Below are 22,825 nucleotides of genomic sequence, written 5' to 3'. Positions count from 1 at the left end.
CCTTAATGGAAACTGTGTTCTTCGCCCGGATAGACGCCGGACTCCACCTCGGCAATATACTGCCGTACCGCGGCGCGCATGTCGCCTGCTTCCGTAAGGAAATTTTTGGCAAATTTCGGAATATGGCCGCCGGTGATGCCAAAGGCGTCGTGCATCACTAAGATTTGTCCGTCGGTGACGTTACCGGCACCGATGCCGATGACCGGAATGGAAAGCGCGTCAGTCACGCGCCTGGCCAACTCAACCGGGACGCATTCCAGCACAATGAGTTGCGCACCTGCGGCTTCCAGCGCCAGGGCATCGTCCAGCAAAATCTGTCCGGCATCGCCACGGCCCTGAATTTTATAGCCACCAAAGATATTGACCGACTGTGGCGTCAACCCTAAGTGTCCGCAGACGGGTACCGCGCGCTCGGTGAGCATTTTCACGGTATCTACCAGCCAGGCGCCGCCTTCAATCTTGACCATGTTCGCGCCCGCGCGCATGACGATGGCCGAATTTTCAAAGGCCTGTTCCGGCGTCGCGTAAGCCATAAACGGCAGATCGGCGAGCAGCAGGCAATTCGGCGCGCCGCGACGCACCGCACGCGTGTGGTAAGCGATATCTTCAACGGTAACCGGCAGGGTGGAGTCATGCCCTTGCACCGTCATCCCCAGGGAATCTCCGACCAGCATCACATTGATCCCTTCGTCGGCAAACAGTCTGGCGAAGCTGTAGTCATAGGCAGTAATGGTGGCGAAGCGTTTTTTCTCTTGTTTGCACTTCTGCAACAGTGAGATGGTGGTCGGTTTCATAACATTTCCTGATGGTGAACGTCATATTTACCGGCATTTTAACAGTCACATTCAGTGGGGCAATTGATTTAAGCAGCAGCCAGGTGTGAAAAGAACAAACGTGAGGAAAGACGCGCGTGATTACCAGCGAGCGGGTTTTTCTGCGCCGAGGTGAGTGAGTACCTGTTGCAGTGAGATGCCGTCAGGGAAGTGCAGGTCAGGGGCGATTTCAAACAGCGGCCAGAGCATAAAACCACGGTTTTTCATGTCGTAGTGCGGCACGGTTAACCGCTCGCTGTTGATGATGCGATCGCCAAACAACATGATGTCCAGATCTAACGTGCGTGGTCCCCAGCGTTCGGCTTTACGTACCCGGCCTTGCTGAAGTTCAATGCGCTGGGTGTGATCGAGCAATGTTTCTGGCTCAAGCGTCGTTTCCAGCGCCACGGCGGCGTTCAGGTAATCGGGCTGATCCTGCGGACCCAGCGGCGGAGTTCGGTAAAAGGAAGAGACGGCAATGACCCGACTTTCAGGGAGCTCACGTATCGCGTTGACGGCAGCATTGACCTGCTCCAGAGGAGAGGCCAGATTGCTGCCCAGCGCGATATAAACGAGGGTCATGCCGTCCCTTCACGACGCGGCGCGCGCTTGCGCGGACGACGGTGGCGACGGCGCGGTGACGGATCTTCATCCAGCTCGTTCAGCATGCCTTTTTGCTCTGGTGGTGCAGAAACCTGGAATTCGCCCCACCACTGCGCCAGACGCTGCAGTTCGGCATTGTTTTCCACTTCGGCACGCAGGGCGAGTAAATCATACGCGGCGCGGAATTTCGGATGTTCCATCAGCTTCCACGCGCGCTTACCCTGGCGACGGGACATCCGCAGTTGCAACTGCCAGATATCGCGCGTCAGCGAGGTAAGACGTTTCGGGATCGCCAGCGAACGGCAAGCCTCATCCAGCACTTCATTCATTGCCAGCGCGAACGCGTCATAGTAAGCCAGACCGCTTTCCTGGGCGATTTTCTGCGCCATTTCCAGCAGCGGATACCAGAACATCGCGGCAAACAGGAAAGCCGGGTTAACGCGCATGTCGTTATGGATGCGGTTATCGGTATTTTTCAGCACCTGCGCGATGATGCGTTCCATTGCGCTGTCGCCATTCTCGGTGAAATAACGAGTGATGGTCGGGAACAGTGGCTGGAACAGGCTGTATTCGCGCAGTTTTTTATAGGTTTCATAGCCGTAGCCCGCCTGCAATAGCTTCAACGCCTCTTCGAACAGGCGCGCGGGCGGGATATCGTTGAGCAGCGTGGCCAGGCGCGGGATCGGCTCTGCCGTTTCCGGGCTAATCTTCATGTCGAGCTTCGCTGCGAAACGCACGGCGCGAAGCATCCGCACCGGATCTTCGCGGTAGCGGGTTTCCGGATTGCCGATCAGGCGAATCACACCATCTTCCAGATCCTGCATACCGCCGACATAGTCGCGAACGGTAAAATCAGCGACGCTGTAATAAAGGCTGTTAATGGTGAAGTCACGGCGCTGGGCGTCTTCTTCGATGGAGCCGAAAATGTTGTCGCGCAGCAGCATACCGTTTTGTCCGCGTTGGGACGTGGTACGGTCGCTTTCGCTGCCTTCGTGATGACCACGAAAGGTGGCGACTTCAATAATTTCCGGGCCAAACATGACGTGCGCCAGACGGAAACGGCGGCCTACAAGGCGGCAGTTACGGAACAGTTTGCGCACCTGGTCTGGCGTCGCATTGGTCGTGACGTCAAAATCTTTCGGTTTTTTGCCGAGCAGAAGGTCGCGGACGCCTCCGCCAACCAGCCAGGCTTCGTATCCCGCTTTATTCAGCCTGTACATTACCTTCAGGGCATTTTCACTGATATCTTTGCGTGAAATAGCGTGCTGCTCGCGCGGGATGACCGTCATACGCGGACGGGCGACGGCAATTTCGGCCTCGCTCTCTTCGCGGCTTAGCACCTTGCGGCAAAAATTAGCGACTCGGGTAAAAATAGTGCACCTCGGTAGTGTCAAACAATATTCAGAATTCAGTTCAAATCATTTGCTGTGTAAAAATAGCGGCTAATCATAGCTCAGCACGACGTATTTGAGAATGCCGGATTTACAATCGCCGATTCAGGTACCGTCGAAAGCGTCCAGTTTGCCACGGCGGATGCCAGGATCTCGTCGACGCGCATCTCCTGCCACGGCACATCACTTTGTTGGCCAAGAAAGCGCAGCGCGTCCATGAGAACGGGACGCGGATCGCCTTGCGGCAAGGCAGGGGCATGATTCTGTTTGGACAGTTTAGCGCCTTGTTCATTGAGCGCCAGCGGCAGATGAATATAGTCCGGAGGCGTCCAGCCGAACTGCTGGTACAGCGAGATTTGTCGTACCGTCGGTTCTATCAAATCGGCGCCGCGCACGATTTCGCTGACACCCTGAAAGTGATCGTCCACCACCACCGCCAGGTTATAGGCGAACAGTCCATCACGACGATGGATAATAAAATCCTCTCTCGCCAGACGTTCGTCAGCCTGAATGTCACCGCGAAGTCGATCGTAAAAACGGGTGACGGGATGCTGCTGTTTGATACGAACCGCCGCTTGCGCCGGTCCGTTATGCAACTCGCGGCAGTGACCATCATAAATTCCGCCAATGCTCTGGACGCGCGCGCGGGTACAGGTGCAGTAGTAGCTCAGCCCCTGGTCGTATAACCAGGCGAGCGCGTCGCGGTAGGCGTCATGGCGCTGTGACTGCCATAAAATGTCGCCATCCCAGTGCAGGCCGTAATGTTCCAGTTGACGCAGAATCGTGTCTGCGGCACCGGGAACTTCACGAGGAGGATCAATATCTTCTATACGTACTCGCCATATTCCCTGACGGGCGCGAGCCTGTAAGTAACTGCCCAGTGCAGCAATGAGGGAGCCAAAGTGCAGTTCACCAGAAGGTGACGGGGCGAATCGGCCAATGTAGTGTGAGTCAGTCATCTTTGCGTAAAAATGAACAGGCGGGGAAAGCCCCGCCTGTTGTAAACGTTTCAAACGCCAGGCCTTAGCCAGCCATTTGTTTTTCGCGAATTTCAGCCAGCGTTTTGCAGTCGATGCACAGATCGGCTGTTGGACGCGCTTCCAGGCGACGAATACCAATTTCTACACCGCAGGATTCGCAGTAGCCGAAATCTTCGTCTTCAACCTTCTTCAGCGTTTTCTCGATCTTTTTGATCAGTTTGCGCTCACGGTCACGGTTACGCAGTTCGAGGCTGAACTCTTCTTCCTGTGCGGCACGGTCTACCGGGTCCGGGAAGTTGGCAGCTTCATCCTGCATATGAGTAACGGTGCGATCGACTTCATCCCTAAGTTGATTACGCCATGCTTCAAGAATACGCCTGAAGTGCGACAGCTGGGCTTCGTTCATATACTCTTCGCCCGGTTTCTCCTGGTACGGCTCCACCCCAGCGATGGCGAGAATACTCAGGGACGATGTTTTACGGTTTTGCCCTTCTTGCATGTTGCTTCTCCTTAACACGCACTATCGATCCCCATGTTCGGGGGAAAAATCAGGTCGCTATAAATAGCAGATGCTTTTCCGGATAGCAATTAACTAAACGTAACACTTGACAACCCTGTGAGGAAAAGCGTATTTGCGCACGCGACCAGAATACTAAATAACCAATTGTTTACAACACTATAAAGTGACAGTTAATGGCTCTATCAGAGTCATACTATCGGCAGAAAGTTCCGCTTTATAAACCAGAATTTCTACCCCCTTACGCTGTGCTTCGAACAATAGTTGCGCATATTTCGCGTCAATATGGCGCGCGGGTGAAAACCGTGTAATGGCGGAGTGCAGGACGGCAAAGAAAATCACTGCGCGTTTGCCCTCAGCTGCTACGCTCATCAGTTCCCGAAGATGTTTCTGACCTCGTTCAGTGATGGCATCGGGAAAATAACCAAAATCCTTTTCCGCTAACGTTACCGATTTCACTTCAATATAGCAGTCAGGCCGTGAATCTGCCTGTAACATAAAATCAATGCGGCTCCGTTCGGCGCCGTATCTTACTTCGCTTTTCAGCGTGGAATAACCTGAAAGTTCTGAAACTCGTCCCTGTTCAATGGCCTCTTTCGTCAGTCTGTTAGCCCATAGCGTATTAACACAAATTAATGCGCCCGTCTGGGTTTGGGTTAATTCCCAGGTGTGCGGATATTTGCGTTTGATATTCTCCGACGTCGAATACCAGACCGTATCACCGGGCGTTGCACACCCCGTCATCGCCCCGGTATTGGGGCAGTGTAGCGTGAGTTCAGTCCCGTCAGGTGTGATCACATCGGCTAAAAAGCGTTTATATCGCTGAACCAGCGTCGCGCGCTGGAGAGGGGGTGTAAATTGCATCGCGCATGTCCTTGATTATTCGGTGAGCGTCCAGCGCTGAAGTTTGGCATAACGCGTGCGTCCTCGGGAAAAAGAGGAGGCATACAGGGCAAATTCCGTCACCGGAAATGACCAGCAAAAGCCAGGCGGCGGGATCGCCACGGCGTGACTGGCGTCGCGCAGTAGCGTCACGTGTGGATGAAACGGCTGCGGACTTTGATAACACCCGCTGCGCGCCGCCTGGGCCCGCAGAATATTTGCCAGTTGCAACAGCCCGCGCGGGGACTGACGTGTCCCCAGCCAGACTACGCGAGAGCGTAACCACTGTCCGGCATCATCCAGACTGAGCGTAAACCCGGGCTGACGAATGCGACCGGCAAGGGCAATCAGCGCCTGTTGTTTGTCAGCGCTCACATCGCCTAAAAACGCCAGCGTTAAATGCAGGTTCTCGGCCGCGACGGGGCGCCCCGCCTCCGGGAGGAAATTAGCCGCCCGCCACGAGATAAGTTGCTCACGTACCGTGGCGGGCAGTTCGATGGCAAAAAACAGCCGTTTCGGCTCAGACATCTTAGGTACTCGGTTATGAATTAACGCGATGCTACAATGCGGCGCGAAGAATGTTAACCCTCTGGAGCCATTTGTGACGTCGTTACCTGTTGCTGCTGTACTGCCTGAATTGCTTACTGCCCTGGATTCTGCGCCACAGGTACTGCTGAGCGCGCCGACGGGAGCCGGTAAGTCAACCTGGTTGCCGCTACAGTTTCTGGCGCATAAGGGTATCGAAGGGCGGATTATCCTGCTGGAGCCGCGTCGTCTGGCGGCGCGTAACGTGGCACAAAGGCTTGCGGAACTGCTCGATGAAAAGCCCGGTGAGACGGTTGGCTACCGGATGCGGGCGCAATCCTGCGTTGGGCCTGCAACGCGGCTTGAGGTGGTCACCGAAGGGGTACTGACGCGAATGATCCAGCGCGATCCGGAGCTCAGCGGTGTGGGACTGGTGATCCTCGACGAATTTCATGAACGCAGTTTGCAGGCGGATCTTGCGCTGGCGCTGCTGCTGGACGTACAGCAAGGGCTGCGCGACGACCTCAGGCTGTTGATCATGTCCGCCACGCTGGATAACGATCGCCTGCAACAGTGCCTGCCGGATGCGCCGGCGATCGTTTCCGAAGGGCGTGCCTTTCCCGTTGAGCGCCGTTATCAGCCGCTGGCATCGCAGTTGCGTTTCGACGAAGCCGTGGCGGTCGCCTGTGCCGAACTGCTGCGCAAAGCGCCCGGCTCGCTGCTGCTGTTTTTACCCGGCGTCGGGGAGATCCTGCGCGTACAGGAGCAATTGAGTACGCGAGTCGGTAGCGATGTACTGCTGTGTCCGCTCTATGGCGCACTGTCGCTTAGCGATCAGCGCAAAGCGATTTTGCCTGCTCCGCAAGGCATGCGTAAAGTTGTGCTGGCGACCAACATTGCGGAGACCAGTCTGACCATTGAGGGGATTCGCCTGGTGGTTGACTGCGCGCAGGAGCGGGTGGCGCGGTTTGACGCGCGCACCGGGTTGACCCGGCTTATCACCCAGCGCATCAGTCATGCTTCCATGACCCAGCGCGCCGGGCGGGCAGGACGTCTGGAGCCGGGTATCTGTCTGCATCTGATTGCCAAAGAGCAGGCGGAACGCGCAGCAGCGCAAGGGGAACCTGAAATTTTGCACAGCGATCTCTCTGGTTTGCTGATGGAACTGTTGCAGTGGGGATGTCGCGATCCCGCGCAACTCACCTGGCTGGATCTCCCGCCCGCAGTCAATTTACAGGCAGCGAAACGATTACTGTACCTGCTGGGGGCGTTGGACGGCGAGCAGCTCAGTGTGACGGGGCAAAAAATGGCGGCGTTGGGTAACGATCCGCGGCTGGCCGCGATGTTAGTCAGTGCTTCCACACCCGACGATGCGGCCACGGCGGCAAAGCTGGCGGCGGTTCTTGAGGAGCCACCGCGGATGGGCAATACCAATCTCGGCGTGGCGTTTTCCCGCCATCATCCTGCCTGGCAACAGCGTAGTCAGCAGCTTCTCAAACGTCTGAATGTTCGCAACGGCGAAGCGGATGTGTCACGCATCGCCCCGTTGCTGGCTCAGGCCTTTGCCGACCGCATTGCGCGTCGACGCAGCCAGGACGGGCGTTATCAACTGGCGAATGGTATGGGGGCGGCGCTGGACGCTGATGATGCGCTGGGGCGGCACGAATGGCTGATCGCGCCTCTGTTATTACAGGGCAGCGCGTCGCCGGATGCGCGGATCCTGCTGGCGCTGCCGCTCGATATCGACGCGCTTATCCAGCGTTGTCCTGAGTTGTTACAGCAGTCTGATACTGTCGAGTGGGATGAGGCGCAAGGGACGCTGAAAGCCTGGCGCAGACTGCGAGTCGGGGAGTTGACGGTCAAAGTCCAGCCGTTGGCAAAACCGTCCGAAGAAGAACTGCATCTGGCGATGCTTAACGGCATCCGCGATAAAGGCCTGAGCGTGCTCAACTGGACGCCTGCGGCAGAACAACTGCGGTTACGCCTGCACTGTGCGGCGAAATGGCTGCCGGAGTATGACTGGCCTGCGGTGGACGACAGGACATTACTGGCCACGCTGGAGAACTGGCTGCTGCCGCATATGAGCGGCGTTCATTCGCTGCGCGGCCTGAAATCGCTGGATGTTCACCAGGCATTGAGCGGGTTACTGGATTATTCCCTACAGCTTCGTCTGGTGAGTTCGTTACCCACACATTACACTGTGCCGACGGGAAGCCGGATAGCCATTCGTTATCACGACGATAATCCGCCGGCGCTGGCGGTCAGAATGCAGGAGATGTTTGGCGAGGCCCGTACGCCGACCATCGCCGAGGGCCGCGTGCCGCTGGTTCTGGAGCTCTTGTCCCCCGCGCAGCGACCGTTGCAGATAACCCAGGATTTGGCTGCGTTCTGGCAGGGGTCGTATCGCGACGTGCAAAAAGAGATGAAAGGGCGCTATCCCAAACATGTCTGGCCGGACGATCCGGCGAACACGGCACCGACGCGGCGGACCAAAAAGTATTCGTAAGCCGGAGAGGGCATTTACGCCCTGTCCGACAAAAGAGCCGTAAAATTGAGAGATTTCTTCTTCTGTCTTCTGACGGAAGAACAGAGAATCAGGCCCTTGCGCCTGAATGTAGCGGAGAAAAAGCATGGCCGGGAATGACCGCGAGCCAATTGGACGCAAAGGGAAACCTACGCGTCCGGTGAAACAAAAGGTGAGCCGTCGCCAACTCAGAGATGATGAGTACGACGACGATTATGATGATGACTATGAGGATGAAGAACCGATGCCGCGTAAGGGTAAAGGCAAAGGGCGTAAGCCTCGTGGCAAGCGCGGCTGGATGTGGCTGCTGCTGAAAATAGCGATTGTATTTGCGGTACTGCTTGCCATCTATGGTGTCTATCTGGATCAAAAAATCCGTAGCCGGATCGATGGCAAAGTCTGGCAGTTGCCGGCGGCGGTGTATGGCCGGATGGTCAACCTTGAGCCGGAAATGTCGGTCAGCAAAAACGAAATGGTCAAATTGCTGGAAGCCACTCAGTATCGTCAGGTCAGCAAGATGACGCGTCCTGGCGAGTTTACCGTGCAGGCCAACAGCATTGAGATGATCCGCCGTCCGTTTGATTTTCCGGACAGCAAAGAGGGTCAGGTGCGCGCGCGTCTGACGTTCGATAGCGGCCGTCTGGACACGATCGTCAACATGGATAACAACCGCCAGTTCGGTTTCTTCCGTCTCGATCCGCGCTTGATCACCATGCTCTCGTCGCCAAACGGCGAACAGCGTCTGTTTGTTCCGCGCAGCGGTTTCCCGGATCTGCTGGTGGATACGCTGCTGGCGACCGAAGACCGTCATTTCTATGAGCATGACGGGGTGAGTTTGTACTCTATCGGCCGCGCGGTGCTCGCAAACCTGACCGCCGGACGCACGGTGCAGGGGGCAAGTACCCTGACCCAACAGCTGGTGAAAAACCTGTTCCTCTCCAGCGAGCGTTCGTACTGGCGTAAGGCCAACGAAGCCTACATGGCGCTGCTGATGGATGCGCGCTACAGCAAAGATCGCATTCTTGAGCTGTATATGAACGAGGTGTATCTCGGTCAGAGCGGCGATAACGAAATTCGTGGCTTCCCGCTGGCGAGCCTGTACTACTTTGGCCGCCCGGTGGAAGAGCTGAGCCTGGACCAGCAGGCGCTGCTGGTGGGGATGGTGAAAGGGGCGTCAATCTACAACCCGTGGCGTAACCCGAAACTGGCGCTTGAACGTCGTAACCTGGTGCTGCGTCTGCTGCAGCAACAGCAGGTGATCGATCAGGAACTGTACGACATGCTGAGCGCGCGTCCGTTAGGCGTGCAGCCGCGCGGCGGGGTGATCTCACCACAGCCCGCGTTTATGCAGATGGTGCGTCAGGAGTTGCAGGCGAAGCTGGGCGATAAAGTGAAAGATCTCTCCGGCGTGAAGATCTTCACCACCTTTGACTCTGTTGCCCAGGATGCTGCCGAGAAAGCGGCGGTTGACGGGATTCCGGAACTGAAAAAACAGCGCAAGCTGAGCGATCTGGAAACCGCGATTGTGGTGGTGGACCGCTTCAGTGGCGAAGTCCGCGCCATGGTCGGTGGCGCTGAACCGCAGTTTGCTGGCTATAACCGCGCGATGCAGGCGCGTCGTTCGATTGGTTCTCTGGCCAAACCGGCGACCTATCTGACCGCGCTGAGTCAGCCGAAAATCTATCGCCTGAACACCTGGATTGCCGATGCGCCAATTGCGCTGCGCCAGCCAAACGGTCAGGTGTGGTCCCCGCAGAACGACGATCGTCGTTACAGCGAAAGTGGCAAAGTCATGTTAGTGGATGCGCTGACACGCTCCATGAACGTACCGACGGTCAATCTGGGGATGGCACTGGGTCTGCCAGCCGTCACCGATACCTGGCTGAAGCTGGGCGTGCCAAAAGAGCAGTTGCATCCGGTTCCGGCCATGCTGCTGGGGGCGCTGAACCTGACGCCAATCGAAGTGGCGCAGGCGTTCCAGACGATCGCCAGCGGCGGTAACCGTGCGCCGCTTTCCGCGCTGCGTTCGGTTATTGCCGAAGATGGCACCGTGCTGTACCAGAGCTTCCCGCAGGCGGAACGCGCCGTTCCGGCTCAGGCTGCCTACATGACGCTGTGGACGATGCAGCAGGTTGTGCAGCGCGGCACCGGTCGTCAGCTTGGCGCGAAGTATCCGAATCTGCATCTGGCGGGTAAAACCGGGACCACGAACAACAACGTCGATACCTGGTTTGCCGGTATTGACGGCAGCCAGGTGACCATCACTTGGGTGGGTCGCGATAACAACCAGCCAACGAAGCTGTACGGTGCGAGCGGGGCGATGTCGATTTATCAGCGTTATCTGGCAAACCAGACGCCGACGCCGCTGACGCTGACGCCGCCGGAGGATATTGCGGAGATGGGCGTCGACTATGACGGCAACTTTGTCTGCAGCGGCGGCATGCGCACGCTGCCGGTCTGGACATCAGACCCAGATTCGCTCTGCCAGCAGGGTGAAATGCAGCAGCAGCCGACCGGGAACCCGTTCGATCAATCTTCTCAACCGCAGCAACAGCAGCAACAGCCGCCGAAGGAAGAGAAGAAAGACGGCGACGGCGTGGCGGGTTGGATTAAAGACATGTTCGGCAGTAACTAACCGTCGTGCCGGATGGCACTTCGTTTATCCGGTTTACAGGATCAATACGGCATTGGGCTTGTAGGCCGGATAAGGCGTTTTTGCCGCCATCCGGCAATTCCCCTACAAAACATTTCACGCCACTTTCTTAACCCTTTCTTTTCATCTGGATATTTCTTAACCCCTTAGTTTTGGTGGGGACGCGTATCGCTTGCTATCGCGCCCGCGTTTCGAATATTATTCTGCCGGCATAATAATAATTCTCGTTTACGTTATCATTCACTTTTCATCAGAGATATACCAATGGCGCGTCAAAAAACTGCTCAGCCAAAACACTCGCTGCGTAAAGTCGCAGTTGTAGTAGCCACAGCGGTTAGCGGCATGTCTGTCTATGCACAGGCGGCGGTTGAACCGAAAAAAGAAGACACTATCACCGTAACCGCTGCACCTGCTCCGCAGGAAAGTGCGTGGGGCCCGGCGGCGACGATCGCGGCACGCCAGTCTGCCACCGCAACCAAAACGGATACCCCTATTCAAAAAGTTCCCCAGTCTATTTCTGTGGTGACTGCTGAAGAGATGGCGTTGCATCAGCCGAAATCCGTAAAAGAGGCGCTCAGCTATACCCCAGGCGTTGCCGTGGGTACCCGTGGTGCGTCTAACACCTATGACTACCTGATCATTCGCGGTTTCGCTGCCGACGGCCAAAGTCAGAATAACTATCTGAATGGCTTGAAGATGCAGGGGAACTTCTACAACGATGCGGTGATTGACCCCTATATGCTGGAACGCGCGGAAGTGATGCGTGGGCCGGTTTCCGTTCTGTATGGTAAGAGCAACCCGGGCGGTTTGTTGAATATGGTCAGCAAGCGTCCAACCACCGAGCCGCTGAAAGAAGTTCAGTTTAAAATGGGCACTGACAGCCTGTTCCAGACCGGTTTTGACTTCAGCGATGCACTGGATGATGACGGTGTGTACTCTTATCGCTTAACCGGTCTGGCTCGCTCAGCGAATGCGCAGCAGCAGGGTGCGGAAGAACAGCGTTATGCTATCGCGCCGTCCTTTAGCTGGCGTCCGGATGACAAGACCAACTTCACGTTCCTGTCCTACTTCCAGAACGAACCTGAGACTGGTTACTACGGTTGGTTGCCGAAGGAGGGGACCGTCAGCACGCTGCCGAACGGTAAACGTCTGTCGACCGACTTCAACGAAGGCGCGAACAACAATACCTACTCACGTAATGAGAAGATGGTTGGTTACAGCTTCGACCACGAATTCAACGATACCTTTACCGTGCGTCAGAACCTGCGTTACGCGGAAAACAAAGTGTCGCAGAACAGCGTCTACGGTTACGGCATGTGCTCCGATCCGCTCTATTCGAGCAATCCGAGCACCAGTCCTTGCGCCAGCGTGCCGCAGTCGCAGTGGGGCCATACGCTGACCCGTCAGTACGTGGATGATAACGAAAAACTGCAGAACTTCTCTGTGGATACCCAACTGCAAAGCAAGTTTGCGACCGGCTCAGTGGATCACACCCTGCTAACCGGCGTTGACTTTATGCGCATGCGTAACGACATCGACTCCTGGTTTGGCTGGGCGGGGTCGGTTGCGCCATCTGATATCTACAACCTTGACCGCAGCGACTTCGATTTTGGCTCACACCCTGGGCCTGGTGCCGCTTACCGCGTTCTGAACAAGCAGAAGCAGACCGGCCTGTACGCCCAGGATCAGATGCAGTGGGATAAAGTACTGGTGACTCTGGGCGGACGTTACGACTGGGCGCAGCAGGATTCTCTGGATCGTGAAGAGAATACCCAGCATTCACGTAATGATAACGAGTTCACCTGGCGTGGCGGCGTGAACTACCTGTTTGATAACGGTGTTACACCGTACTTCAGCTACAGCGAATCGTTCGAACCGGCTTCTACTGTGGGCGCGAATGGCAGTATCTTCGCACCGTCCAAAGGCAAGCAGTACGAAGCGGGCGTGAAATATGTCCCGAACGATCGTCCGATCGTGATCACCGGTGCGGTCTACCAGTTGACCAAAACCAACAACCTGATGGCGGATCCTAACGGTTCCTTCTTCTCGGTCGAAGGCGGTGAAATTCGTTCACGCGGCGTTGAAGTTGAAGCGAAAGCGGCGCTGTCTGCCAGCGTTAACGTGGTCGGTTCCTACACCTATACGGATGCGGAATACACCACCGACACCAACTACAAGGGCAACACCCCGCCGCAGGTGCCAAAACACATGGCGTCGCTGTGGGGCGATTACACGATGTTTGACGGCCCGCTCTCCGGCCTGACTTTGGGCACCGGCGTTCGCTATACCAGCTCCAGCTATGGCGATCCGGCGAACTCCTTTAAAGTCGGCAGCTACGCCCTGGTGGATGCGCTGGTTCGGTACGACCTGGCACGCCTTGGTATGGCGGGTTCTAACGTCGCACTGCACGTCAACAACCTGTTTGACCGCGAATACGTCGCCAGCTGCTTTAACACTTATGGCTGCTTCTGGGGCGCGGAACGTCAGGTCGTTGCTACCGCAACTTTCCGCTTCTAATTTTTCTTTGGGCACGCATGGCGTGCCCGCTTTACAAGTTGGCCGCTATGCAGGAACAGACCCATCATCCCGATACCACGTTTGCACTGCGTGATGTCTCCTTTCGCGTGCCTGGTCGCACGCTTCTGCATCCTCTGTCGTTAACCTTTCCCGTCGGTAAAGTGACTGGCCTTATCGGCCACAACGGTTCAGGTAAATCCACGTTGTTAAAAATGCTGGGTCGCCATCAGCCGCCGTCAGAAGGAGATATCCTGCTGGACGCCCAGCCGCTGAACAGCTGGAACAGCAAAGCGTTTGCCCGTAAGGTGGCGTATTTGCCGCAGCAGTTGCCGCAGGCGGAAGGGATGACCGTACGTGAACTGGTGGCGATTGGTCGCTATCCGTGGCACGGGGCGCTGGGTCGTTTTGGCGTCGCGGACAGAGAAAAAGTGGAAGAAGCGATCGCGCTGGTGGGGTTGAAGCCGCTGGCGCATCGTCTGGTTGACAGCCTTTCCGGCGGTGAACGTCAGCGCGCGTGGATTGCGATGCTGGTGGCGCAGGACAGCCGCTGTCTGCTGCTGGATGAACCCACCTCGGCGCTGGATATTGCCCATCAGGTTGATGTGCTGGCGCTGGTGCATCGCCTCAGCCTGGAGCGTGGCCTGACGGTGATCGCCGTGCTGCATGATATCAACATGGCTGCCCGCTACTGCGACTATTTAGTCGCGCTGCGCGGTGGCGAAATGATTGCCCAGGGAACGCCTGCCGACCTGATGCGTAGCGAAACCCTGGAGCGGATTTATGGCATCCCGATGGGGATCCTGCCGCATCCGGCAGGCGCTGCACCTGTGAGTTTTGTGTATTGATGAGCGGCTTACCCCACATAACGCGTCGTCGTTTATTAACGGCGATGGCACTTTCCCCGCTGCTCTGGCAGATGAAACCGGCGCGCGCGGCCTCGGTCGATCCGCATCGCATTGTGGCGCTGGAGTGGCTGCCGGTTGAGCTGTTGCTGGCGCTTGGCGTGACGCCTTACGGCGTGGCGGACATTCCCAATTATCGCCTGTGGGTGAATGACCCCCCACTGCCGGCGTCGGTGATTGATGTCGGCTTACGCACCGAGCCGAATCTTGAACTGCTGACCGAAATGAAACCCTCGTATATGTTCTGGTCGACAGGGTATGGTCCTTCCCCCGAGACGCTGGCGCGGATAGCCCCCGGACGCGGCTTCAACTTCAGCGATGGCAAACAGCCCTTAACGGTGGCCCGCCGGTCTTTGATCGAGATGGCGCAGATGCTGAATCTGGAACCGGCAGCCGAGCGGCATCTGGCGGAATATGATCAGTTTATTGCCAGCCGGAAACCGCGCTTTGCGCAGCGCGGCGAGCGTCCGCTGCTGTTGGTCACCCTGCTTGACCCCCGTCATATGCTGGTCTTTGGCCCGAACTGCCTGTTCCAGGACGTGCTGGATGAGTACGGTATTCGCAACGCCTGGCAGGGGGAAACCAACTTCTGGGGCAGTACGGCAGTGGGGATCGATCGTCTTGCGGCCTACAAAGATGCCGATGTGCTCTGCTTTGATCATGGCAATAACAAAGAGATGGCGGCACTGATGGCGACACCGCTCTGGCAGGCAATGCCGTTTGTGCGCGAAGGGCGTTTCCAGCGCGTACCGCCCGTGTGGTTCTATGGTGCCACATTGTCGACCATGAACTTTGTGCGCATTCTGGATACTGCGCTGGGGGGCAAAGCGTGAGCAAACGTATTGCACGCTTCCCGGCGTTATTGCTGGTGCTGCTGTTTGTTGCAGCGCTGGGCTTAACCTGGACGAATTTCTCTATTGCGCTGCCCCGCGCTCAGTGGCAACAGGCGCTATGGTCACCCAATATCGACATCATCGAGCAGATGATTTTCCACTACAGCCTTCTTCCCCGCCTGGTGATTTCCCTGCTGGTGGGGGCCGGGCTGGGGCTGGTTGGCGTGCTCTTTCAGCAGGTGCTGCGTAACCCGCTGGCGGAGCCGACCACGCTGGGCGTGGCGACAGGCGCACAGTTGGGGATGACGGTCACGACGTTATGGGCGATCCCGGGCGTACTGGCCGCGCAGTTCGCTGCTCTGGCGGGAGCCTGTATTGTCGGGGCGCTGGTGTTTGGCGTCGCCTGGGGCAAACGTCTTTCTCCCGTGACGCTGATCCTCGCCGGTCTGGTGGTCAGTTTGTACTGTGGGGCAATCAATCAGCTGTTGGTTATCTTCCACCACGATCAGTTGCAAAGCATGTTCCTGTGGAGTACCGGAACGCTGACGCAAACCGACTGGGGCGGCGTGCAGCGTCTGTGGCCGCAACTGCTGGGCGGCGTGATGCTCACCCTGTTGTTGCTGCGTCCGCTGACCCTGATGGGGCTGGACGACGGCGTTGCGCGTAATTTAGGGCTGGCGCTGTCGCTGGCGCGTCTGGCGGCGCTGACGCTGGCGATTGTGCTCAGCGCGCTGCTGGTCAATGCGGTGGGGATTATCGGTTTTATCGGCCTGTTTGCACCGTTGCTGGCGAAAATGCTGGGCGCGCGTCGTCTGCTGGCTCGTCTGATGCTGGCTCCGCTGATCGGGGCGCTGATTCTCTGGCTTTCCGATCAGATCATTCTCTGGCTGACCCGGGTATGGATGGAAGTGTCCACCGGTTCCGTGACGGCGCTGATCGGCGCACCGCTGCTGCTGTGGCTATTGCCGCGCCTGCGAAGCATGAGCGCGCCGGACATGAACGTCAGCGATCGGGTGGCGACAGAACGTCAGCATGTGCTGGGCTATGCGCTGATCGGCGGCCTGCTGTTGTTGATTGGGGTGTATGCCGCGCTGTCGTTGGGTCGTGACGCGCAGGGCTGGAGTTGGGCTAGCGGCGTGCAGTTGGAAGAACTGATGCCCTGGCGCTGGCCGCGCATCCTGGCGGCAATGATCGCCGGAGTGATGCTGGCCGTTGCGGGGTGCATTATTCAACGGCTGACCGGTAACCCGATGGCGAGTCCTGAGGTGCTGGGGATCAGTTCCGGCGCGGCATTTGGTGTTGTACTGATGCTGTTTCTGGTGCCGGGCAATGCGTTTGGCTGGCTGCTGCCCGCCGGGAGTCTCGGCGCTGCCGCCACGCTGTTGATCATTATGATCGCCGCCGGACGGGGAGGGTTCTCACCCCACCGTATGCTGCTGGCCGGGATGGCGCTCAGTACCGCGTTTACCATGCTGCTGATGATGCTGCAGGCGAGCGGCGATCCGCGCATGGCAGGGGTATTGACCTGGATCTCCGGTTCGACCTATAACGCGTCGGGCGAGCAGGTGCTGCACACCGGGATTGTGATGGTGATCCTGCTGGCCATCACGCCGCTCTGTCGTCGTTGGTTGACGATTTTACCGCTGGGCGGCGATACCGCCCGCGCAGTCGGTATCGCGTTGACGCCGTCGCGGGTGGCTCTGCTGTTGCTGGCGGCCAGTCTGACAGCCACCGCCACAATGACGATTGGCCCGCTGAGCTTTGTCGGACTGATGGCGCCGCATATCGCGCGGATGTTGGGTTTTCGTCGAACGATGCCGCATATTGTGATGTCGGCGCTGGCGGGGGGATTATTGCTGATCTTCGCCGACTGGTGCGGGCGGATGGTGCTGTTTCCGTACCAGATCCCGGCAGGGATACTGTCGACGTTTATCGGTGCGCCATACTTTATTTATCTGTTACGTAAGCAGAGTCGTTGATTCGGTTATTTTTCGTGTAGGCCGGATAAGACGCTTCGCGTCGCCATCCGGCAATAAAAAGCCGGGTGGCGGCTTCGCCTTACCCGGCCTACGGTTTAAAACGTACTCTGTTACAGCTTCGCAAACACCCGACGCGCGGCGTCGATGGTGTTATTGATGTCTTCCATGCTGTGCGCCACGGACATAAATCCCGCTTCAAACGCGGATGGCGCAAGGTAAATTCCCTCGTCCAGCATCATGTGGAAGAAGCGCTTAAAGCGCTCCACGTCGCAGGCCATCACGTCCTGATAGCAGGTGACGGTTTTCGCGTCGGTGAAGAAAATCCCGAACATGCCGCCAACGTGGTTAACGACCAGCGGGATTGCGGTTTCTTGTGCCGCTTCCAGCAGACCTTCCGCCAGGCGCGTCGTCAGGTCATCCAGCGTTTCATGAATGCCCGGCTGCGCCACTTCAGTCAGACAGGCAAAACCTGCCGCCATCGCAATCGGGTTGCCGGAGAGGGTGCCCGCCTGATAGACCGGGCCAGTGGGCGCCAGCGCGTCCATCACGTCACGACGACCGCCAAACGCGCCCACAGGCATACCGCCGCCGATGATTTTGCCCAGACAGGTCAGATCCGGTACCACGTTGTAGTAGTCCTGCGCGCCTGCCAGGGCGACGCGGAAGCCGGTCATCACTTCGTCGATAATCAGCAGCGCGCCGAACTCATCGCACAGCGCGCGCAGACCGGGCAGGAATTCCGGCAGCGGCGGGATGCAGTTCATGTTGCCCGCCACCGGCTCTACGATGATACAGGCGATCTCCTGCGGGAACTGCTCGAACGCGGCACGCACGGAATTGAGATCGTTATAGGTACAGGTCAGGGTGTGCTTCGCGAAATCTGCCGGTACGCCCGGAGAGTTCGGTTGGCCCAGCGTCAGCGCGCCGGAGCCGGCTTTCACCAGCAGACAGTCCGCGTGGCCGTGGTAGCAGCCTTCAAATTTGATGATCTTATCGCGGCCGGTGAAGCCGCGCGCCAGACGAATAGCGCTCATGGTCGCTTCGGTACCGGAGTTGACCATTCGCACCATATCCATCGTCGGCACCAGTTCGGTCACCCGTTCCGCCATTTTGACTTCCATCTCGGTTGGCGCGCCGAAGCTTAAGCCCCGCTCTGCCGCCTCGATTACCGCGTTGCGGATTGCCGGATGGTTGTGTCCCAGCACCATGGGGCCCCAGGAGCCGACGTAATCGATATAGGCTTTACCATCGACATCGTACAAATAGGCCCCGTCAGCTTTTTCGATAAACAGCGGAGTACCACCCACGCCAGTAAAGGCGCGAACAGGGGAGTTAACGCCGCCGGGAATTAGCTCGCGTGCTGCGCTGTAGAGGTTTTCAGACTTACTCATGGATGGGTTCCTGATTCGTAGAAAATGTGAATGGTCGCTATTCTAGTTATTCAGAGAAGGTTATGAAAGTTTTGCGCATTTGAAACAGTACGATTTGCAGGGGATTTTCGGGGAAGAGGCGAGTACAATGCCGCCTCTGCATTTGTATTACCAATTAATGATCATCTGATGAAGACAGAAACTCCCTCTTTTGAAGCACAGCAAATTGTGCGCTTACGGCGCAGGGACCAAATCCGTCGACTGTTGGAGCGCGATAAAACGCCGCTGGCGATCTTAATGATGGCGGCAGTGGTGGGGACGCTCACCGGCCTGGTGGGCGTGGCGTTCGAAAAAGCGGTGAGCGGGGTGCAAAACCTGCGTATCGGTGCGCTGGTGAATGCGGCCGATCATCCGCTTCTGCTCTGGCCGCTGGCGTTTATTCTCTCCGCATTACTGGCGATGGTCGGCTATTTTCTGGTGCGTAAATTTGCGCCAGAAGCCGGTGGTTCGGGGATCCCGGAGATTGAAGGGGCACTGGAAGAGTTGCGCCCCGTTCGCTGGTGGCGCGTGCTGCCGGTCAAGTTTATCGGCGGGATGGGCACGCTGGGCGCGGGAATGGTGCTGGGTCGCGAAGGGCCGACGGTACAAATTGGCGGGAATATAGGTCGTATGGTGCTGGATATCTTCCGTATGCGCAGCGCCGAAGCACGCCATACCCTGTTGGCGACCGGGGCGGCTGCGGGGCTTTCCGCCGCCTTCAATGCGCCGCTGGCGGGCATTCTGTTTATCATTGAGGAGATGCGCCCACAGTTTCGCTACAACCTTATCTCGATCAAAGCCGTCTTCACCGGTGTGATCATGTCGAGCATTGTTTTTCGCATCTTCAATGGTGAATCGCCGATTATCGAGGTGGGGAAACTGTCCAACGCGCCGGTCAATACGCTGTGGCTGTACCTGATCCTCGGGATGATTTTCGGCTGCGTGGGGCCAGTTTTCAATAAGCTGGTGCTGGGTACCCAGGATATGTTCCAGCGTTTTCATCACGGTAATATGACCAAATGGGTGCTCATGGGCGGGGCGATTGGCGGTCTGTGCGGCATTCTGGGACTGATTGAACCCGCGGCGGCGGGTGGCGGTTTTAACCTTATCCCGATTGCGGCGGCGGGCAATTTTAGCGTCGGGCTGCTGCTGTTTATCTTTATCGCGCGGGTGATCACCACCTTGCTCTGTTTCTCTTCTGGCGCGCCGGGCGGCATTTTTGCGCCGATGCTGGCGTTGGGTACGCTGTTGGGGACGGCATTTGGCATGGCAGCCGCCGCCGGTTTTCCGCATTATCACCTTGAGGCCGGGACGTTCGCCATCGCCGGAATGGGCGCACTGCTGGCGGCTTCGGTGCGCGCGCCGTTGACCGGGATTGTGCTGGTGCTGGAGATGACCGATAACTATCAGCTCATTTTGCCAATGATTATTACCTGTCTTGGCGCAACACTATTGGCACAATTCCTGGGCGGAAAACCGCTATACTCCACTATTCTTGCCCGCACGCTGGCGAAGCAGGAAGCAGAGCAGGCGGCAAAAAGTCAGACGACCACCGCGGGCGAGAATACTTGAATGAAATACCAGGGTATTAGATAATGGCGTTAATATTGGGTCAGAATTTGCCCAATTGCCGATGTCGTTTGGAGCAAAAATATGAGTGATGACGTAGCGCTGCCACTGCAATTTACTGAAGCAGCAGCCAATAAAGTAAAAAGCCTGATCGCTGACGAAGAAAACCCGAACCTGAAACTGCGTGTGTATATTACCGGAGGGGGATGCAGCGGTTTCCAGTATGGTTTTACCTTTGATGATCAGATCAACGAAGGCGATATGACCATCGAGAAACAGGGTGTTGGCCTGGTGGTTGACCCAATGAGCCTGCAGTATCTGGTCGGCGGTTCCGTTGACTACACCGAAGGTCTGGAAGGTTCCCGCTTCGTAGTCACCAACCCGAATGCGAAAAGCACCTGCGGGTGTGGTTCTTCCTTCAGCATCTGAGTGCTGTCTGTCATGCCGGATGACGGCATAAATGCCTTATCCGGCCTACGGTGTTGTTCTGTTGTAGGCCCGATAAGCGCAGCGCCATCGGGCAACATCAAGTCAACGACCATTCTCATCTAACGCAAACGTCGGCAGCTTCAGATGCCAGCGGATCGCCGCGAGGCGAATCACCAGCGTGACAACCATCCCCAACATACTGGCGGCTTCTAACGGCATCGCGAAGGTGTAATGCGCGGTGGCATGGACGATCCCGCCGATGATACAGGCCGTCGCGTAGATTTCCGTACGCAGGATCATCGGGATTTCCCGCGCCAGCACATCGCGAATGATACCGCCGCCCACGCCGGTAATGACGCCCATACAGATAGCCACCAGGGGGCCGGTTCCCGCAATAAATGCTTTGTTGACGCCGATACCCACAAAGACCGCCAGGCCGACGGCGTCCAGCACCGGCAGCATCCATTTGGGTAAGCGTCTGGGCTGACGCACCAACAGGATTGTCAGCATGCTCGTGACCATCGCTACCACCAGATCGGTAGGATCTTTGACCCAGAAAACGGGCCCGTTATCTAATGCCATATCGCGGATTGTCCCGCCACCCACGGCGGTAACCACGCCCAAAACCAGCACGCCAAACGGGTCCATACGCAGTTTTCCGGCCAGTAACACGCCAGAGATGGCAAATACCGCGGTACCTACAATATCCAGCCAATAGACGAGCATTCTCAAAACCTCACAACAAACCTGGTGGGGGCAGACGCTAATTCATCTGTGAAAGCGCATTACAGAGTTGTTTTGCGGCGAGGATAATACGCGGGCTTGCGCGTTCAAACCAGTCACTGGTGAGGGGAATGACCGGAATTTGTAGCTGATCACCCCAGTATTGTTTAATTTTGAGAATTTCCCCCGCATCTCCGGCGACAACGATCGCCTGCGGCGCGCGCGCCAGCACCTGTTCGCGACTGACCTGCGGCCAGGGAACCCGGCTACCGGCAAAGATGTTTTCTCCGCCGCAGAGCTCAATAACCTCGTTTTGAATTGACCCTTTTCCGCTGGTAAAGGGAGGATTGATGCCAAACTGCAAAAACACGCGTTTTTTCGCTTTGCCTGCATACTGAGATTTTAGCTGCGAATAGTCGTCCAGCAAGGTTTGCGCGGCGCGCGTTGCTATTTCGGGATGCGGGCTAAAGGCGGCCAGTTTCCGCAACGTATCGGCAATCTGCTCAATAGTGACGGCATCGATCCACATGACCTTGATGCCCAGCGAGGTGAGTTGATTCACCTGCCGTTCGGCATTGCCGCCGCGCCAGGCGAGGACCAGATCCGGCTTTAGCGCCACAATCCGTTCCAGATTCATGCCTTGCCAGGTCGAGACCTGTTCAATGCGTTGCGCCTGCGGCGGATAGTCAGAATAGCTGCTGACGCCAACGGGCGTGATCCCGGCGGCAAAGGCGAGCTCCGTATTGGCTGGAGAGAGTGAGATCACGCGAGGTGCGGCATGCAGCCACACCGGAAGGGCTAACAGCAGGGCGACAAGCGCCCTGGAGAGGGATTTAGCCATGCGCCAGTTTCTGTACCAGCGATTCGACCAACAGCGTGGATTGTTTCGCGGCAACGGCCAGGAATTCATCAAAGCTGAGATGGGACTGCTGATCGGCGACGTCAGAGATCGCGCGGACCACGACAAACGGCACCTTGAAGTTATGGCAAACGTGGGCAATCGCAGTGGCTTCCATTTCAACGGCAATTGCCTGCGGGAAGTTATGCTGGATTTTGGCCAAACCCACGGAACCGTTGATAAAGGCATCGCCGCTGACGATCAGACCACGCACCGCGTTCAGGTTCAGTTGCGCAATGCAGGACTCCGCTGCGGCGATCAGTTTTTCATCGGCTTTAAAGCCGGCCGGGCAGCCCGGCAGTTGACCGAACTCATAACCAAATGCGGTGACGTCAGCGTCGTGATAGCGCGCTTCGTCAGAGACCACAATATCGCCCACTTTCAGGGTCGGTGCGAGGCCGCCTGCGGAACCGGTGTTAATAATGACGTCCGGCTTGCAGCGTTCCAGCAGCAGCGTTGCGCCCAGCGCCGCCGCCACTTTACCAATACCGGATTTCAGCAGCGCAACGTCGGTTCCGTTTAACTGACCGGTGTAAATTTCGCAACCGCCCAGGGTGAGAGTTTGACGGTTTTCGATTTTGTCACGCAGCAGCGTAACCTCTTCTTCCATTGCACCAATGATGCCGATTTTCATAGATTTACTCGCGCCAGGTGAGATTTAAAGGCATAGTCTATCATG

19 protein-coding genes and 2 pseudogenes are annotated in these 22,825 nt (G+C 57.2%); 9 read left to right on the top strand and 12 right to left on the bottom strand.

The features are described 5' to 3' along the window. Positions 1-2 precede the first annotated feature (2 nt). The 7 genes from panB to thpR form a co-directional block, all read right to left on the bottom strand. A complete protein-coding gene (gene panB, locus OGY35_RS01410) occupies positions 3-794 on the bottom strand; it encodes a 3-methyl-2-oxobutanoate hydroxymethyltransferase (RefSeq protein WP_286631234.1) in 792 nt (263 codons plus the stop codon). Between the two features lie 120 nt (positions 795-914). Next, positions 915-1,394, bottom strand: coding sequence for a 2-amino-4-hydroxy-6-hydroxymethyldihydropteridine diphosphokinase (folK, locus tag OGY35_RS01405; RefSeq protein ID WP_286631233.1), 480 nt, complete (start codon positions 1,392-1,394; stop codon positions 915-917). Further along, positions 1,391-2,788: a polynucleotide adenylyltransferase PcnB gene (gene pcnB, locus OGY35_RS01400; protein WP_205685287.1), complete on the bottom strand. Its 1,398-nt coding sequence runs from the start codon at positions 2,786-2,788 to the stop codon at positions 1,391-1,393. The genes folK and pcnB overlap by 4 nt, the downstream gene beginning before the upstream one ends. Before the next feature lie 80 nt (positions 2,789-2,868). Next, positions 2,869-3,765 carry a tRNA glutamyl-Q(34) synthetase GluQRS gene (gene gluQRS, locus OGY35_RS01395; RefSeq protein WP_286631278.1) on the bottom strand — a complete coding sequence of 299 codons (897 nt, stop codon included), beginning with the start codon at positions 3,763-3,765 and terminating at the stop codon, positions 2,869-2,871. 64 nt (positions 3,766-3,829) lie between these two features. Continuing rightward, the gene (dksA, locus tag OGY35_RS01390) at positions 3,830-4,285 is read right to left on the bottom strand and encodes an RNA polymerase-binding protein DksA (protein WP_003829221.1); all 456 of its coding nucleotides are present in this window, start codon (positions 4,283-4,285) and stop codon (positions 3,830-3,832) included. 177 nt (positions 4,286-4,462) lie between these two features. Continuing rightward, positions 4,463-5,167, bottom strand: a complete 705-nt coding sequence (sfsA, locus tag OGY35_RS01385; protein ID WP_286631232.1) for a DNA/RNA nuclease SfsA — start codon at positions 5,165-5,167, stop codon at positions 4,463-4,465. A gap of 15 nt (positions 5,168-5,182) precedes the next feature. After that, a complete protein-coding gene (gene thpR, locus OGY35_RS01380; RefSeq protein WP_152405832.1) occupies positions 5,183-5,713 on the bottom strand; it encodes an RNA 2',3'-cyclic phosphodiesterase in 531 nt (176 codons plus the stop codon). Positions 5,714-5,786: 73 nt separating this feature from the next. On the opposite strand from thpR, the gene hrpB reads away from it, so the two are divergent. The 6 genes from hrpB to fhuB all read left to right on the top strand — a co-directional run bounded on the left by hrpB (position 5,787) and on the right by fhuB (position 17,118). Continuing rightward, the gene (gene hrpB / locus OGY35_RS01375; RefSeq protein WP_286631230.1) at positions 5,787-8,216 is read left to right on the top strand and encodes an ATP-dependent helicase HrpB; all 2,430 of its coding nucleotides are present in this window, start codon (positions 5,787-5,789) and stop codon (positions 8,214-8,216) included. A gap of 124 nt (positions 8,217-8,340) precedes the next feature. Continuing rightward, the gene (gene mrcB, locus OGY35_RS01370; protein WP_286631229.1) at positions 8,341-10,869 is read left to right on the top strand and encodes a bifunctional glycosyl transferase/transpeptidase; all 2,529 of its coding nucleotides are present in this window, start codon (positions 8,341-8,343) and stop codon (positions 10,867-10,869) included. Between the two features lie 282 nt (positions 10,870-11,151). After that, positions 11,152-13,404: a ferrichrome porin FhuA gene (fhuA, locus tag OGY35_RS01365; protein WP_286631228.1), complete on the top strand. Its 2,253-nt coding sequence runs from the start codon at positions 11,152-11,154 to the stop codon at positions 13,402-13,404. Between the two features lie 47 nt (positions 13,405-13,451). Next, positions 13,452-14,249: a Fe3+-hydroxamate ABC transporter ATP-binding protein FhuC gene (gene fhuC, locus OGY35_RS01360; protein WP_286631226.1), complete on the top strand. Its 798-nt coding sequence runs from the start codon at positions 13,452-13,454 to the stop codon at positions 14,247-14,249. Beyond that, positions 14,249-15,139, top strand: coding sequence for a Fe(3+)-hydroxamate ABC transporter substrate-binding protein FhuD (fhuD, locus tag OGY35_RS01355; RefSeq protein ID WP_286631225.1), 891 nt, complete (start codon positions 14,249-14,251; stop codon positions 15,137-15,139). The genes fhuC and fhuD overlap by 1 nt, the downstream gene beginning before the upstream one ends. Beyond that, on the top strand, positions 15,136-17,118 hold the full coding sequence (gene fhuB, locus OGY35_RS01350) for a Fe(3+)-hydroxamate ABC transporter permease FhuB (RefSeq protein WP_286631224.1): 1,983 nt from the start codon (positions 15,136-15,138) through the stop codon (positions 17,116-17,118). The genes fhuD and fhuB overlap by 4 nt, the downstream gene beginning before the upstream one ends. A 110-nt stretch (positions 17,119-17,228) precedes the next feature. Here the strand turns inward: fhuB and hemL are convergent, their stop codons facing one another. Continuing rightward, positions 17,229-18,509: a glutamate-1-semialdehyde 2,1-aminomutase gene (hemL, locus tag OGY35_RS01345; protein WP_286631223.1), complete on the bottom strand. Its 1,281-nt coding sequence runs from the start codon at positions 18,507-18,509 to the stop codon at positions 17,229-17,231. A gap of 168 nt (positions 18,510-18,677) precedes the next feature. Here hemL and clcA point away from each other — a divergent pair, with 168 nt between their 5' ends. From clcA to erpA, 3 genes and pseudogenes are all read left to right on the top strand, one after another. Beyond that, entirely contained in the window at positions 18,678-20,099 is a 1,422-nt protein-coding gene (clcA, locus tag OGY35_RS01340) for a H(+)/Cl(-) exchange transporter ClcA (RefSeq protein WP_286631222.1), read from the top strand. 31 nt (positions 20,100-20,130) lie between these two features. Then, positions 20,131-20,184, top strand: a pseudogene (yadW, locus tag OGY35_RS24430) (small protein YadW); the annotation flags it as partial. Then, complete coding sequence (erpA, locus tag OGY35_RS01335) at positions 20,181-20,525, top strand: iron-sulfur cluster insertion protein ErpA (protein ID WP_046475767.1); 345 nt, start codon at positions 20,181-20,183, stop codon at positions 20,523-20,525. The pseudogene yadW and the gene erpA, both read left to right, overlap by 4 nt. Here the strand turns inward: erpA and OGY35_RS24505 are convergent. The 4 genes and pseudogenes from OGY35_RS24505 to mtnN form a co-directional block, all read right to left on the bottom strand. Next, positions 20,435-20,623, bottom strand: a pseudogene (locus tag OGY35_RS24505) (hypothetical protein); the annotation flags it as partial. The gene erpA and the pseudogene OGY35_RS24505 sit on opposite strands and share 91 nt — an antisense overlap. Before the next feature lie 4 nt (positions 20,624-20,627). Beyond that, positions 20,628-21,251, bottom strand: a complete 624-nt coding sequence (locus OGY35_RS01330) for a TRIC cation channel family protein (protein WP_042323720.1) — start codon at positions 21,249-21,251, stop codon at positions 20,628-20,630. Positions 21,252-21,288: 37 nt separating this feature from the next. Next, positions 21,289-22,089: a vitamin B12 ABC transporter substrate-binding protein BtuF gene (gene btuF / locus OGY35_RS01325; RefSeq protein ID WP_286631220.1), complete on the bottom strand. Its 801-nt coding sequence runs from the start codon at positions 22,087-22,089 to the stop codon at positions 21,289-21,291. Next, entirely contained in the window at positions 22,082-22,780 is a 699-nt protein-coding gene (gene mtnN / locus OGY35_RS01320; protein WP_286631219.1) for a 5'-methylthioadenosine/S-adenosylhomocysteine nucleosidase, read from the bottom strand. Before mtnN ends, btuF begins: the two co-directional genes overlap by 8 nt. Positions 22,781-22,825 lie beyond the last annotated feature (45 nt).

The organism is Citrobacter sp. Ct235 (assembly GCF_030332305.1).
In the GTDB taxonomy this organism is placed as follows: Bacteria; Pseudomonadota; Gammaproteobacteria; order Enterobacterales; family Enterobacteriaceae; genus Citrobacter_A; species Citrobacter_A telavivensis.
The sequence above is the reverse complement of the archived record's forward strand: the minus strand, read 5'-3'. Positions and strand labels throughout refer to the sequence as shown.

Bases quoted from the DNA above. Each gene is read 5' to 3' on its own strand.
- mrcB (WP_286631229.1), top strand. From the start codon at position 8,341: ATGGCCGGGAATGACCGCGAGCCAATTGGACGCAAAGGGAAACCTACG.
- fhuD (WP_286631225.1), top strand. From the start codon at position 14,249: ATGAGCGGCTTACCCCACATAACGCGTCGTCGTTTATTAACGGCGATG.
- OGY35_RS01330 (WP_042323720.1), bottom strand. From the start codon at position 21,251: ATGCTCGTCTATTGGCTGGATATTGTAGGTACCGCGGTATTTGCCATC.
- folK (WP_286631233.1), bottom strand. From the start codon at position 1,394: ATGACCCTCGTTTATATCGCGCTGGGCAGCAATCTGGCCTCTCCTCTG.
- erpA (WP_046475767.1), top strand. From the start codon at position 20,181: ATGAGTGATGACGTAGCGCTGCCACTGCAATTTACTGAAGCAGCAGCC.
- mtnN (WP_286631219.1), bottom strand. From the start codon at position 22,780: ATGAAAATCGGCATCATTGGTGCAATGGAAGAAGAGGTTACGCTGCTG.
- hemL (WP_286631223.1), bottom strand. From the start codon at position 18,509: ATGAGTAAGTCTGAAAACCTCTACAGCGCAGCACGCGAGCTAATTCCC.
- fhuA (WP_286631228.1), top strand. From the start codon at position 11,152: ATGGCGCGTCAAAAAACTGCTCAGCCAAAACACTCGCTGCGTAAAGTC.
- gluQRS (WP_286631278.1), bottom strand. From the start codon at position 3,765: ATGACTGACTCACACTACATTGGCCGATTCGCCCCGTCACCTTCTGGT.
- dksA (WP_003829221.1), bottom strand. From the start codon at position 4,285: ATGCAAGAAGGGCAAAACCGTAAAACATCGTCCCTGAGTATTCTCGCC.
- thpR (WP_152405832.1), bottom strand. From the start codon at position 5,713: ATGTCTGAGCCGAAACGGCTGTTTTTTGCCATCGAACTGCCCGCCACG.
- clcA (WP_286631222.1), top strand. From the start codon at position 18,678: ATGAAGACAGAAACTCCCTCTTTTGAAGCACAGCAAATTGTGCGCTTA.
- panB (WP_286631234.1), bottom strand. From the start codon at position 794: ATGAAACCGACCACCATCTCACTGTTGCAGAAGTGCAAACAAGAGAAA.
- fhuC (WP_286631226.1), top strand. From the start codon at position 13,452: ATGCAGGAACAGACCCATCATCCCGATACCACGTTTGCACTGCGTGAT.
- btuF (WP_286631220.1), bottom strand. From the start codon at position 22,089: ATGGCTAAATCCCTCTCCAGGGCGCTTGTCGCCCTGCTGTTAGCCCTT.
- sfsA (WP_286631232.1), bottom strand. From the start codon at position 5,167: ATGCAATTTACACCCCCTCTCCAGCGCGCGACGCTGGTTCAGCGATAT.